The 12,200-nt window shown below is 67.6% G+C and carries 13 protein-coding genes and 1 pseudogene; 8 read left to right on the forward strand and 6 right to left on the reverse strand.

From position 1 onward, the window contains the following. Positions 1-25: 25 nt before the first annotated feature. From A9X04_RS09295 to A9X04_RS09310, 4 genes are all read right to left on the reverse strand, one after another. Positions 26-472 carry a DUF5078 domain-containing protein gene (locus tag A9X04_RS09295; protein WP_067919606.1) on the reverse strand — a complete coding sequence of 149 codons (447 nt, stop codon included), beginning with the start codon at positions 470-472 and terminating at the stop codon, positions 26-28. A gap of 51 nt (positions 473-523) precedes the next feature. Continuing rightward, positions 524-1,441 (reverse strand): crotonase/enoyl-CoA hydratase family protein, encoded by a 918-nt coding sequence (locus A9X04_RS09300; RefSeq protein WP_067919608.1) that lies wholly within the window; start codon positions 1,439-1,441, stop codon positions 524-526. Positions 1,442-1,448: 7 nt separating this feature from the next. After that, positions 1,449-1,760 carry a hypothetical protein gene (locus tag A9X04_RS09305; protein WP_067919631.1) on the reverse strand — a complete coding sequence of 104 codons (312 nt, stop codon included), beginning with the start codon at positions 1,758-1,760 and terminating at the stop codon, positions 1,449-1,451. A 143-nt stretch (positions 1,761-1,903) separates the two neighbouring features. Further along, positions 1,904-3,994, reverse strand: coding sequence for a prolyl oligopeptidase family protein (locus A9X04_RS09310; RefSeq protein ID WP_067919609.1), 2,091 nt, complete (start codon positions 3,992-3,994; stop codon positions 1,904-1,906). Positions 3,995-4,061: 67 nt separating this feature from the next. Here A9X04_RS09310 and A9X04_RS09315 point away from each other — a divergent pair, with 67 nt between their 5' ends. From A9X04_RS09315 to A9X04_RS09340, 6 genes are read left to right on the forward strand one after another with little or no spacing between them, the layout of a single operon-like run. Continuing rightward, the gene (locus A9X04_RS09315) at positions 4,062-5,585 is read left to right on the forward strand and encodes an aldehyde dehydrogenase family protein (protein ID WP_067919613.1); all 1,524 of its coding nucleotides are present in this window, start codon (positions 4,062-4,064) and stop codon (positions 5,583-5,585) included. Continuing rightward, complete coding sequence (locus A9X04_RS09320) at positions 5,586-6,074, forward strand: DUF779 domain-containing protein (RefSeq protein WP_067919617.1); 489 nt, start codon at positions 5,586-5,588, stop codon at positions 6,072-6,074. A 10-nt stretch (positions 6,075-6,084) separates the two neighbouring features. Next, entirely contained in the window at positions 6,085-6,363 is a 279-nt protein-coding gene (locus A9X04_RS09325) for a putative holin (RefSeq protein ID WP_156764288.1), read from the forward strand. Further along, a complete protein-coding gene (locus A9X04_RS09330; RefSeq protein ID WP_067919621.1) occupies positions 6,356-6,925 on the forward strand; it encodes a hypothetical protein in 570 nt (189 codons plus the stop codon). Before A9X04_RS09325 ends, A9X04_RS09330 begins: the two co-directional genes overlap by 8 nt. A gap of 33 nt (positions 6,926-6,958) precedes the next feature. Further along, positions 6,959-8,353: a dihydrolipoyl dehydrogenase gene (lpdA, locus tag A9X04_RS09335; protein ID WP_067919623.1), complete on the forward strand. Its 1,395-nt coding sequence runs from the start codon at positions 6,959-6,961 to the stop codon at positions 8,351-8,353. Positions 8,354-8,359: 6 nt separating this feature from the next. Further along, a complete protein-coding gene (locus A9X04_RS09340; RefSeq protein WP_067919625.1) occupies positions 8,360-8,632 on the forward strand; it encodes a hypothetical protein in 273 nt (90 codons plus the stop codon). 7 nt (positions 8,633-8,639) lie between these two features. On the opposite strand, the gene A9X04_RS09345 is transcribed toward A9X04_RS09340, so the two are convergent. Further along, complete coding sequence (locus A9X04_RS09345) at positions 8,640-9,200, reverse strand: carboxymuconolactone decarboxylase family protein (protein WP_067919627.1); 561 nt, start codon at positions 9,198-9,200, stop codon at positions 8,640-8,642. After that, positions 9,197-10,621, reverse strand: coding sequence for an acetate metabolism transcriptional regulator RamB (ramB, locus tag A9X04_RS09350; protein WP_067919629.1), 1,425 nt, complete (start codon positions 10,619-10,621; stop codon positions 9,197-9,199). Before ramB ends, A9X04_RS09345 begins: the two co-directional genes overlap by 4 nt. 163 nt (positions 10,622-10,784) lie before the next feature. Between ramB and A9X04_RS09355 the strand changes: the two genes are divergently transcribed. Together A9X04_RS09355 and A9X04_RS09360 are read left to right on the forward strand one after the other, a co-directional pair. After that, entirely contained in the window at positions 10,785-11,579 is a 795-nt protein-coding gene (locus A9X04_RS09355; protein WP_067919630.1) for an acyl-[acyl-carrier-protein] thioesterase, read from the forward strand. A 268-nt stretch (positions 11,580-11,847) separates the two neighbouring features. Beyond that, a pseudogene (locus A9X04_RS09360) lies at positions 11,848-12,200 on the forward strand (isocitrate lyase); the annotation flags it as partial.

A 12,200-nucleotide genomic window follows, 5' to 3' on the forward strand; every position in this document is an offset into this window, starting at 1 on the left:
GGGGCGTGCGGATTTTTGGGAGGCGCTAGGCCCAGTTCCACACCGACATGTCGCCGGGCGGGTACTGGCCGCAGACGTCGGTGGCCTTGGCGACGACGCCCTTGTTGTTGAAGAAGAGCTTCATGTGGTTGGGCCAGGCGTACCACAGCGGGTCGTTGTTGTAGAAGTTCTCGGAGTAGGTGCGGCGGTCCTCCGGCGACAAGGAGTAGAACCAGTGCACCTTGTCGATCGTCGCCTGCTGGACGTTCGGGTGGTTGTTGAAGTCGATCATGTACCGCTGGTAGTACACCGGGCTGGTGTCGCGGGTGGCCGCCATGATCTGCTCGGCGTCGCACGTGGTGTTGATCATCCGGCGCGGAATCGGAAAGTCTTCCGTGGAGTCGGCCACGGCGGTCTTCGGGAAGACGGCGGCAGCGATGCCGAGGGCGAGGAAGGCGGCGCCTGCGCGCAAGCCAGTGTTCAGCCGAGACATAGTTGTTACGGTAGCACTTTTTGGGCGACCGCGGACAGTCCCTAGCTCAGCTCAGTATTGGTCGCGATCAGGCACGATGACGTGCGTCGGGTCGGGCCGCAGCTCCGGCGGGGCCTGGCTGTAGTCGCCGAACGGGCCGTCGCGGCGTTCCACCGCCGCCCGCACGCCCTGGGTTTCGGCGGTCTTGATGAAGTCGAGGGCGTCGGGGGTGTTGCGCATCAGGCCGTCGAGGATGCCGCCCAGCGTCTGGGTGGACGCCAATCCCATGTTCTCGTAGGCCTGGTTGACGATCAGCTTCTGCGCCTGCAGTTGTGACAGCGGGATCCGGGCCAGGTCGGCGGCGATCTCGGCGACCCGGGCCTCGAGCCGCTCGAACGGCACCGCCTCGTTGATCAGTTCGATCTCGGCGGCCTGGGCGCCCGTCAGCGGGCGCCCGGTCAGCGAATGCCATTTGGCCTTGGCGAAGCTGAGCCGGTAGAGCCACATCCCGCTCAGGTATGCGCCCCACATCCTGCTGTACGGGGTGCCGATCACCGCGTCGTCGCTGGCGATCACCAGGTCCGCGCACAGCGCGTAGTCGCTGGCCCCGCCGACGCACCAGCCGTGCACCTGGGCGATGACGGGCTTGGACGCCCGCCAGATGGCCATGAACTTCTGCGTCGGCCCGGTCTCGCGGGCGGTGACCATCGCGAAGTCCTTTCCGGGATCCCACCGGCCCTCGGTCATCATCGAGTCGCCCCAGTGCGCAAAGCCGCCGCCGAAGTCGTAGCCGCCGGAGAAGGCCCGGCCGGCGCCTCGCAGCACGATGACCTTGACGGCCGGGTCACGCTCCGCCCGGCCGACGGCCGCTTCGATCTCGTCCGGCATCGGCGGCACGATGGTGTTGAGCTGCTCGGGACGGTTCAGCGTGATGGTGGCGACCGGGCCGGCCGTCGTGTAGAGCAGCGTCTCGAAGTCGGGTGCGGTCATGGCGTCCTTACGGGTCGGGCTGACGGTTCTCCGGTGACGACGCATAGATCCGGCCGCCGATCTTGAGATACGGCGTCGTCAGGTAGGCCGACAGGACGAGCAGGCCGGAGAAGATCAGCGCCACGCAGACGGCGTTCGGCCAGATCCTGCCGGTGCCGATCGCGAAACAGACGGTGCCGATGATCGCGGTCGCCCAGTAGAACCGCCGGCCCGCGCGGCGGTGACGGGTGAAGCGGTAGCGTGCCTGCGCCGCCGAAACCAGGATGAAGATCAATCCGGTCGCCAGCAGGGTGAGCTCGATGCGTTGGGTCGCTGACACGTCGACGATCTTATGGGTCGGGACGGCGAGCGACGTCGACAAGGCCGAGTGAGGACGTTGGTCCTCTCAACAGCGGGCTGCCGGCCCTGGCGCGCGTCCACTCGCCGACGGGATCCTGGACAGCGGAGGCAGGACCCCGGTTTTTACGTCGGGGGCGCCAGCATCCGCCACAGGAACGAATAGGTAAGCGCGGCCTTGAAGGCGACCTGCTGGTTGTCGGCCGCGCCGGCGTGCCCGCCCTCGATGTTCTCGTAGTAATAGACCGGATGTCCCGCGGCCTGTAGCGCCGCCGTCATCTTGCGGGCGTGGCCCGGATGCACCCGGTCGTCGCGGGTGGACGTGGTCATCAGCACCGGCGGGTAGTGCCGCGTGGCCGTAATGTTCTGGTAGGGCGAGTATTCGGAGATGAACGCCCAGTCCTCCGGATTGTCCGGGTCGCCGTATTCGGCCATCCACGAGGCGCCCGCGAGCAGCAGGTGGTAGCGCTTCATGTCCAGCAGTGGCACGCTGCAGACCAGCGCGCCGAACCGCTCCGGGTACTGGGTCAGCATGATGCCCATCAGCAGGCCGCCGTTGCTGCCGCCCTGCGCGCCCAGTCGGTCGACGGTAGTGATGCCACGGTTCACCAGATCGGTTGCCACGGCGGCGAAGTCCTCGGCCACCTTGTGCCTGCCCTCGCGCATCGCCTGGGTGTGCCAGCCGGGCCCGTACTCCCCGCCGCCGCGGATGTTTGCCAGCACGTAGGTGCCGCCGCGGGCCAGCCACAGCCGGCCGAGCACGCCACTGTAGGCGGGGGTGTTGGCGGATTCGAACCCGCCGTACCCGTACAGCATGGTCGGCCCGGGGCCTTGGGCGCCGGCGGGACGCACCACGAAGTACGGGATCTGCGTGCCGTCGTCGGATGCCACGAAATGCTGTGCCACCGTGATGTTTTCGGCGTCGAAGAAGGCCGGCGCGGACTTGATCTGTTCCAGCGGCCCCTCGCCGGCGCCGCGCAACAGCCGCGAGGGGGTGACGAAGCCGCTGGAGTCGAGGAAGAACTCGTCGCCGGTGTCGTCGGCGCCGACGACGACGGTGTGGGTCGCCGGCGGTATCCCGGCGACCGGCTCGCGCCGCCAGTCACTCCGTGACGATCGCAAGCGCGGCGAAGCCGGGCGCTGGCGGTCGTCACGCGAGGGCGGCGTGACGATCTCCACCCGGCTGGCCACGTCGGCGAGGGTGACCAACAGCAGGCGGTCCCGCGTCCACGCGTAGTGATTCAGCGCGGTGTGCTCGTCGGGCTCGAACACCACGCTCAATTCTGCGGTGCCCGAAAGGAATTCGTAATAGTCGGCTGCCAGCAGGGCGCCCGCGGGATAGTTCTGCGCGCCGTAGAACCAATCCGTGCGCAGCTCGATCAAGAGCCACTGCCGGTGTATCGACAAGCTGGCGTCGGTGGGCGCGTCGATGCGGATCAGCTCCGGCCCCCGCAATTCGTAGACCTCCTCGTTCCAGAAGTCGAGGGCCCGCCCCAGCAGGGTGCGCCCGAAGCCGGGAGTGCGATCCACCGAGGCGGACACCCGCACGTCGGTGCGGGCGCCCTCGAACACGGTCTCCGCGTCGGTGAGCGGGGTGCCCCGGCGCCACCGCTTGATCACCCGCGGGTAACCCGAGTCGGTGAGCGAGTCGTCGCCGAAATCCGTGCCCACCAGGACGGTGTCGGCGTCCACCCAGGCGAGCTGCGACTTGGCCTCCGGCAACTGGAATCCACCGGCGACGAATTCACGGGTCCCCATGTCGAATTCGCGCACGATCGAGGCGTCCGAGCCGCCTCTGGACAGCGCGACCAGTGCGCGCGTGTACTCCGGTTCGATCACCCCCGCGCCGGCCCACACCCAGTTCTGGTTGTCAGCCCGCCCCAGTTCATCGACGTCGATCAGCACGTCCCACTCGGGAGAATCGCTGCGATAGCTGTCCAGCGTGGTACGCCGCCACAACCCGCGCGGGTTGGCGGCGTCGCGCCAGAAGTTGTACAGATACTCGCCGCGGCGCACCACGTAGGGGATGCGGGCGTCGGTGTCGAGCACCTCGAGCGCCTCGGTGCGCATCCGCTCGAAATCCGCGTCGCAAAACGTCGCCAGCGTCGGTTCGTTACGCGCGCGCACCCAGTCCAGCGCCTCGTCGCCGGTGACGTCCTCGAGCCACAGGTAGGGGTCTTGGGCGTCGTCGGGGGGAGCGGCGGCTTGTGACGTCATGGAAGCCATTGTGGCCTCCGGCGGTAGTGTGAGGTGTATTACACAGGCGAACGAGGGGTGAGAGCAGATGACTGTTTTCGCACGTCCAGGTTCTGCTGGGGCGTTGATGTCGTACGAATCCCGCTATGACAACTTCATCGGGGGCGAGTGGGTCCCGCCCGCGCAGGGCCGCTACTTCGAGAACCCGACGCCGGTCACCGGCCAGCCGTTCTGCGAGGTGGCCCGCTCCGACGAGGCCGACGTCGACAAGGCGCTCGACGCCGCCCACGGGGCGGCGCCGGCCTGGGGCAAGACCCCGCCGGCCGAGCGGGCGGCAATCCTGAACAAGATCGCCGACCGGATCGAGGAGCACAAGGCCGCGGTGGCGGTGGCCGAGGTGTGGGACAACGGCAAACCGATCCGCGAGGCGCTCGGCGCCGACATCACGCTGGCGGTCGACCACTTCCGCTACTTCGCCGGGGCCATCCGCGCGCAGGAGGGTTCGCTGTCCCAGATCGACGAGAACACCGTCGCCTACCACTTCCACGAGCCGCTCGGCGTGGTCGGGCAGATCATCCCGTGGAACTTCCCGATCCTGATGGCCACCTGGAAGCTGGCGCCCGCGCTGGCGGCGGGCAACGCGGTGGTGCTCAAACCCGCCGAGCAGACGCCGGTCTCGGTGCTCTACCTGATGTCGCTGATCGGCGACCTGTTGCCCCCCGGTGTCGTCAACGTCGTCAACGGGTTCGGCGCCGAGGCGGGCAAGCCGCTGGCCTCGAGCAACCGGATCGCCAAGATCGCGTTCACCGGTGAGACCACCACCGGGCGGCTGATCATGCAGTACGCCTCCCAGAACCTGATCCCGGTCACGCTGGAGCTCGGCGGCAAGAGCCCCAACGTGTTCTTCTCCGACGTGATGGCCAAGGCGGACGACTTCCAGGACAAGGCGCTCGAGGGCTTCACCATGTTCGCCCTCAACCAGGGCGAGGTGTGCACCTGCCCGTCGCGCAGCCTGATCCAGTCCGACATCTACGACGAGTTCCTCGAGCTGGCCGCGATCCGGACCAAAGCGGTGCGCCAAGGTGATCCGCTGGACACCGAGACCATGCTGGGCTCGCAGGCATCCAACGACCAGCTGGAAAAGGTGTTGTCCTACATCGAGATCGGCAAGGACGAGGGCGCCAAGGTCATCACCGGCGGGGAGCGCGCCGAGCTGGGCGGCGATCTGTCCGGGGGCTACTACATGCAGCCGACCATCTTCGCCGGCAACAACAAGATGCGGATCTTCCAGGAGGAGATCTTCGGTCCGGTGGTCGCGGTGACGTCGTTCTCCGACTACGACGACGCGATCTCGATCGCCAACGACACCCTCTACGGGCTGGGTGCGGGGGTGTGGAGCCGCGACGGCAACACCGCCTACCGGGCCGGGCGCGACATCCAGGCCGGCCGGGTGTGGGTGAACTGCTATCACGCCTATCCCGCCCACGCCGCGTTCGGCGGCTACAAGCAGTCGGGCATCGGCCGGGAGAACCACAAGATGATGCTCGACCACTACCAGCAGACCAAGAACCTGATGGTGTCCTACTCCGAGAAGGCGCAGGGATTCTTCTAGATGGAGCCCGGGCCCCCGCCAGGAGTCGTGATCACCGCCGGCGCCGCCGAACTGCTGGCGCGCCTGCAGGACCGCCACGGTCCCGTGATGTTCCACCAGTCCGGCGGCTGCTGCGACGGCTCGTCGCCGATGTGCTTCCCGCGCGGGGACTTCCTGGTTGGTGACCGCGACGTGCTGCTGGGCGTGCTCGACGTCGGAGACGGGGTGCCGGTGTGGATCTCGGGTCCGCAGTACGAGACCTGGAAGCACACGCAGCTGGTCATCGACGCGGTCCCCGGCCGGGGCGGCGGGTTCAGCCTGGAGGCGCCCGAGGGGGTCCGGTTCCTGTCCCGTGGCCGCGTCTTCACCGACGACGAACAGGCCGAGCTGCGGCGTGCGCCGGTGATCACCGGCACCGATTACGAACGGGGCGTACGCCCCTCCGCGCGCGGCGAGGTGGTGGCGGACGCGGCATTCCGAACATGCCCTCCGGCCCGGCGACCCCAGTAATGTCGAAATCGTGATCCCCCTCCCGCGTCCGCGGTCACTGGCTGCGGCCATGCTGATCGGCGCCGCGGTCGGGTTGCTGGCCGGGGTGGGATTCGCCGTGGCCGCCCATCCGAGCGTCCGCCCGGCCTTCGCCCTGGCATCGGTGGTTGGTATTCCCAGCGCGGCCGGGCTGGTGACGATCCTGTTCTCCGGACGCCGCTGGGTGACGATGCTGGGCGCGTTCGTCCTGGCCCTGGCACCCGGCTGGTTCGGTGTGCTCGTCGCCCTGCAGGTGACCGCCCGTGGCTGACGACGAAACGCCGTCGAGCCCCGGCACCCAGTCGTGGGTGCCGGACTTCTCCGATTCCGACGAGGACACCGGGACGCAGTCGTGGGTGCCGGACTTCTCGGACTCCGACGAAGACGGCGGTGAGGAGCCCTCCGCGGCGAAGGGCGAGCCCGAGACGCCCGCGCCGGCCGCCGAGGAGGAGGAGTCCGGCGCCGACTCCGCTGTCACGCCGGTGCAACCGGTCACCGTTCCCGGGCGCTACCTCTACCTCAAGTGGTGGAAGCTGCTGCTGGTGGTCCTCGGCGTGTGGTCCGTGGGGGCCGTCGTCGGGTTCGGCCTGTTCTATTGGTGGTACCACTCGGCCGACGTGACCCCGGCGCTGTTCGTCATCCTGGTCTACGTGGTGGCGTGCGCGGTCGCCGGCGTGTTGCTGGCGATGGTCGAGGGCAGGCCGCTGGTCGCCGCGCTGTCGCTGGCGGTGATGTCGGGGCCGTTCGCCTCCCTGGCCGCCGCGGCGCCGCTGGACGGGTACTACCACTGCGCCCGGGTGGGCCACTGTCTCGTCGGCCTCGTTCCGTATTAACGCCCGGCCCGGGCGGCCACTAGGGTAGGGGCCGTGACCCATTTTGACGTCGTCGTCCTCGGGGCCGGCCCCGGCGGATATGTCGCAGCCATCCGCGCCGCACAGCTCGGCCTGAACACTGGAATCATCGAGCCGAAGTACTGGGGCGGAGTCTGCCTCAACGTCGGCTGCATCCCCTCGAAGGCGTTGCTGCGCAACGCCGAGCTGGTACACATCTTCACCAAAGAGGCCAAGACCTTCGGGATGAGCGGCGACGCCACGTTCGACTACGGCGCCGCCTTCGACCGCAGCCGCAAGGTGGCCGAGGGCCGGGTGGCGGGCGTGCACTTCCTGATGAAGAAGAACAAGATCACCGAGATCCACGGCTACGGCCGGTTCACCGACGCCAACACGGTGTCCGTCGACCTCAACGACGGTGGGACCGAGACGGTGACGTTCGACAACGCCATCATCGCCACCGGCAGCAGCACCCGGTTGGTCCCCGGAACGTCGCTGTCGGCCAACGTGGTCACCTACGAAGAGCAGATCCTGTCCCGCGAGCTGCCCGAGTCGATCGTCATCGCCGGCGCCGGCGCGATCGGCATGGAGTTCGGCTACGTCATGAAGAACTACGGCGTTGACGTGACCATCGTGGAGTTTCTGCCGCGCGCGCTGCCCAACGAGGACGCCGACGTCTCCAAGGAGATCGAGAAGCAGTTCAAGAAGCTGGGCATCAAGATCCTCACCGGCACCAAGGTCGAGTCCATCAACGACAGCGGCACCGAGGTCACCGTCGTCGTCAGCAAGGACGGCAACACGCAGGAGATCAAGGCCGCGAAAGTGTTGCAGGCCATCGGTTTCGCGCCCAACGTCGAGGGCTACGGCCTGGAGAAGACCGGGGTCGCGCTGACCGACCGCAAGGCCATCGGCATCAACGACTACATGATCACCAGCGTCGGCCACATCTACGCCATCGGCGACGTCACCGGAAAGCTGATGCTGGCCCACGTGGCCGAGGCCATGGGCGTGGTGGCGGCCGAAACCATCGCCGGCGCAGAGACTTTGGCGCTCGGTGACTACCGGATGCTGCCGCGGGCGACGTTCTGCCAGCCCCAGGTGGCCAGCTTCGGACTGACCGAACAGCAGGCCCGCGACGAAGGCTACGACGTGGTGGTGGCCAAGTTCCCGTTCACCGCCAACGGCAAGGCCCATGGCCTGGGCGACCCCACCGGCTTCGTCAAGCTGGTCGCCGACGCCAAGCACCTCGAGCTGCTGGGTGGACACCTGATCGGCCCCGACGTGTCCGAGCTGCTGCCCGAGCTGACGCTGGCGCAGAAGTGGGACCTGACCGCCACCGAGCTGGCGCGCAACGTGCACACCCACCCGACCCTGTCCGAGGCGCTGCAGGAGTGCTTCCACGGCCTGGTCGGCCACATGATCAACTTCTGAGGCCGCGTGCGCAGCGACGTCGTTGTGGGGGCCGTCGGCGGGCTGGCCGCGGGTTATGTCCTATGGCTGGCCGCCTTTTCGATCGCCGACGACAACGCGGCGGTGGGCAGGTGGGCGCCCACGGTGTTGCTGCTCTCGCTTGCCCTGGCCGTCTGCGCCACGACGTGGGCCTCGCTGCTGCGCCGACGCCGCAAATACGCCTGGTCGGGTTTCGGCTTCGCGCTGTCCGTGCCGCCGCTGCTGCTGACGCTGGCCGTGTTCGCCAGCGTCTACCTCTGACCGCGGGTTAGCGCGGGTTGTCCAGCGGGATGTCCAGCGCCGCCATCGTCGCGGCGAGCCCGTCGTATTGACTTGCCAGCAAACAGAATTCGATCAGCTGACGCCGGTCGAGGTGCTCGGCGAGCTGCCGCCAAGTCGCGTCGGTGATGGTGCGGTCCTTGATGAACTCGTCCGTCGCCGCCAGCAGCGCCTGCTGCCGCACCGTCAGGCGCGCCTCGACCCGGTCCAGCCGCTCGGGCCACGCGAAGATCGCGGCCTGCAGATCCGCGTTCAGGCCCTGCTTGGCCGCCATCCGGCGATGGTGCTGCAGCTCGTATTCGCAGGCGCGCACATGCGCGACCCGCAGGATCACCAGCTCGGTGTCGACCGCCGGCAGCCGGCCGCGCAGGACGCGGCCGCTGTAGACACTCCACGCCAGAAACAGCAACCGGTGCTGGCCCAGTGTGGTGAACAGGTGCATCTCGGGAGCCCGCACCGTGCGCGCGGCCAGCTTCGCCAGCACCCAGTTGACCGGGCCCAGTTCGCGGAACCGTCCCGACGGGATGCGGCCCTGCTGCGGCCCGGTCACGGTTGCTTCACCAGGTACGGGGAGACGGTGCTGCGGTGTTCGTCGAGATCCAGCGCGCGGCCCAGGGCCGGGAACGCCCGCTGCGGGCAGTTGTCACGTTCGCAGACCCGGCAGCCCGCGCCGATCGGTGTGGCCACTGTTCCTGAATCCCCCGAGACGTCGAGTCCTTCCGAGTAGACCAGCCGGTGCGCGTGGCGAAGCTCGCAACCCAGCCCGATCGCGAAGGTTTTACCCGGCTGACCATACCGGGCTGCGCGGCGCTCCACCGTGCGGGCCACCCACATGTAGTTGCGGCCGTCGGGCATCTGGGCGATCTGGACCAGGATCTTGCCCGGGTTGGCGAACGTCTCGTAGACGTTCCACAGCGGGCAGGTGCCGCCGCTGGAGGAGAAGTGAAAACCGGTGGCGGACTGGCGTTTTGACATGTTGCCCGCCCGGTCCACCCGGACGAACGAGAACGGCACCCCGCGCATCGACGGCCGTTGCATCGTCGAAAGCCGGTGCGCGATGGTCTCATAGCTCACCGAATAGAACGAGGACAACCGCTCCACGTCGTAGCGGAAATTCTCCGACACGTCGTGGAACTGGCGATAGGGCAGCACCGCGGCCGCGGCGAAGTAGTTCGCCAGCCCGAGCCGGGCCAGCGTGTGCGACTCCTCGCTGGTGAACTTGCCCTCCTCGACCAGCGCGTCGATCAGGTCGCCGTATTCGAGGTAGGCCAACTCGGCGGCCATCTTGAAGACCTGCTGTCCCAGCGACAGGTGGTTGCTGATCTCCAGGGTCTTCGTTGCGGGGTCATACCGGTGCAGCACGGTGTCGCCGAGATCGATGCGCCTGTTGATGTGCACGCCGTGCACTTCGGTCAGCCGGCGATTGAGCTCGCGGGCCAGGTCCCCGTGGTGCAGCCGCATCTGGATCGTCAGGTCTTCGGCGGCCGTGTCCAGCTCGTGCAGGTAGTTCTGGCGTTGGTAGAAGTAGTCGCGCACCTCTTCGTGCGGCATGGTGATCGACCCGGTGCCGCTGCCGTCGGAATACCGCTCCTCGGTGGCGGCGGCCAGTTGCGCCGTGGTGATCCGGTAGCGCCGGTGCAGGTTGACCACCGCCCGGGCCAGGGTGGGGTGCGCGCTGACCATCTCGGCCACCTCGGTCGGGTCGACGTCGATGTCCAAGTCGCGGTCCATGGTGACCTCGCGCAGCTCGGCGACCAGCCGGGTGTCGTCCTGGGGAGCGAAGAAGGTCGCGTCAACGCCGAACACCTCGGTGATCCGCAGCAGCACCGCCACCGTCAGGGGGCGGACGTCATGCTCGATCTGGTTGAGGTAGCTCGGCGAGATCTCCAGCATCTGGGCCAGGGCGGCCTGCGAGAACCCGCGCTCGTTGCGCAGCTGGCGGACCCGGGAGCCCACGAACGTCTTGGACACCTCACCCAGGGTACCGGCGCTGCTAAGCGGAAGTTGGCAGAGTTCGCATCGGCCGCGATCGCGTCGCGATTGGTTTTTGGCCCAGGTCGTTGGCATGATTCGCAACGGAGGCCCCAGGGCGCTAACCGCGGGGCGCGCACGAGGAGGAAATGGGAGCGGAGCCGTGAGCCTGGACAAAGAACTGATGCCGGTGCCCGACGGTCACCCCGACGTGTTCGATCGCGAGTGGCCGCTGCGGGTGGCCGACATCGACCGCACGGGCCGGCTGCGGCTGGATGCGGCCGCACGGCATATCCAGGACATCGGCCAGGACCAGCTGCGGGAGATGGGTTTCGAGGAGACGCACCCGCTGTGGATCGTCCGGCGCACCATGGTCGACCTGCTCCGTCCGATCGAATTCCAGGACATGCTGCGATGCCGGCGGTGGTGTTCGGGCACCTCCAACCGGTGGTGTGAGATGCGGGTCCGCGTCGACGGACGCAAGGGCGGGCTGATCGAGTCCGAGGCGTTCTGGATCAACATCAACCGGGAGACCCAGATGCCGTCGCGCATCTCCGACGACTTCCTGGCGGGCCTGCACAAGACGACGTCGGTCGACCGGCTGCGGTGGAAGGGCTACCTCAAGCCGGGCAGCCGCGACGACGCGGTGGAGATCCACGAGTTCCCCGTGCGGGTCACCGACATCGACCTGTTCGACCACATGAACAACTCGGTCTATTGGAGCGTCGTCGAGGACTACCTGGCGTCTCACCTGGCGCTGATGGCGCGGCCGCTGCGCATCACGATTGAGCACGAGGCGCCGGTGGCCCTGGGCGACAAGCTGGAGATCATCTCGCACCTCCACCCCGCCGGATCGACCGACCAGTTCGGTCCCGGGCTCGTCGATCGGCCTGTTACGACGCTCACATATGCGGTCGGCGAAGAGACCAAAGCGGTCGCCGCGCTGTTCAACCTCTAACCGGACAAGCGTCCCGTTAATTCACCGGCTGACCTGCGGATTCTGGTTACCGGCGGGTAGATTCTGAAACGGTTCAGTTGCCGTTCATCTTCGCAAGATTTGCTAATCCGCACCTTGTCGTTGCCGAAATTGGCAAATGAAAGGGGTGGAAATGCGTGGTCAGGCTGTGCCATCTTCGAGTTAGCACACCAGCGAAGTTGAGCCGCTAGCTACCGCCGGTGAAGCGTTCATCAACCTCAGTAGTGAAGATCGTTAAGGAGCATGCGCAATGTCTGCCGTTGGCACCCCCAAGAGCGCCGAAGAGATCCAGAAGGACTGGGACACCAACCCGCGCTGGAAGGACGTCAGCCGTACCTACACCGCTAAGGACGTCGTCGCCCTGCAGGGCAGCGTCGTCGAGGAGCACACGCTGGCCCGCCGCGGTGCCGAGGTGCTCTGGGAGCAGCTGCACGACCTGGAGTACATCAACGCGCTCGGTGCGCTGACCGGCAACATGGCCGTCCAGCAGGTCCGCGCCGGCCTGAAGGCCATCTACCTGTCGGGTTGGCAGGTCGCCGGTGACGCCAACCTGTCCGGCCACACCTACCCCGACCAGAGCCTGTACCCGGCCAACTCGGTGCC

The organism is Mycobacterium sp. E3247 (genome assembly GCF_001667785.1).
GTDB lineage: Bacteria > Actinomycetota > Actinomycetes > Mycobacteriales > Mycobacteriaceae > Mycobacterium.

Bases quoted from the DNA above. Each gene is read 5' to 3' on its own strand.
- A9X04_RS09295 (WP_067919606.1), bottom strand. From the start codon at position 472: ATGTCTCGGCTGAACACTGGCTTGCGCGCAGGCGCCGCCTTCCTCGCC.
- A9X04_RS09300 (WP_067919608.1), bottom strand. From the start codon at position 1,441: ATGACCGCACCCGACTTCGAGACGCTGCTCTACACGACGGCCGGCCCG.
- A9X04_RS09310 (WP_067919609.1), bottom strand. From the start codon at position 3,994: ATGACGTCACAAGCCGCCGCTCCCCCCGACGACGCCCAAGACCCCTAC.
- A9X04_RS09315 (WP_067919613.1), top strand. From the start codon at position 4,062: ATGACTGTTTTCGCACGTCCAGGTTCTGCTGGGGCGTTGATGTCGTAC.
- A9X04_RS09320 (WP_067919617.1), top strand. From the start codon at position 5,586: ATGGAGCCCGGGCCCCCGCCAGGAGTCGTGATCACCGCCGGCGCCGCC.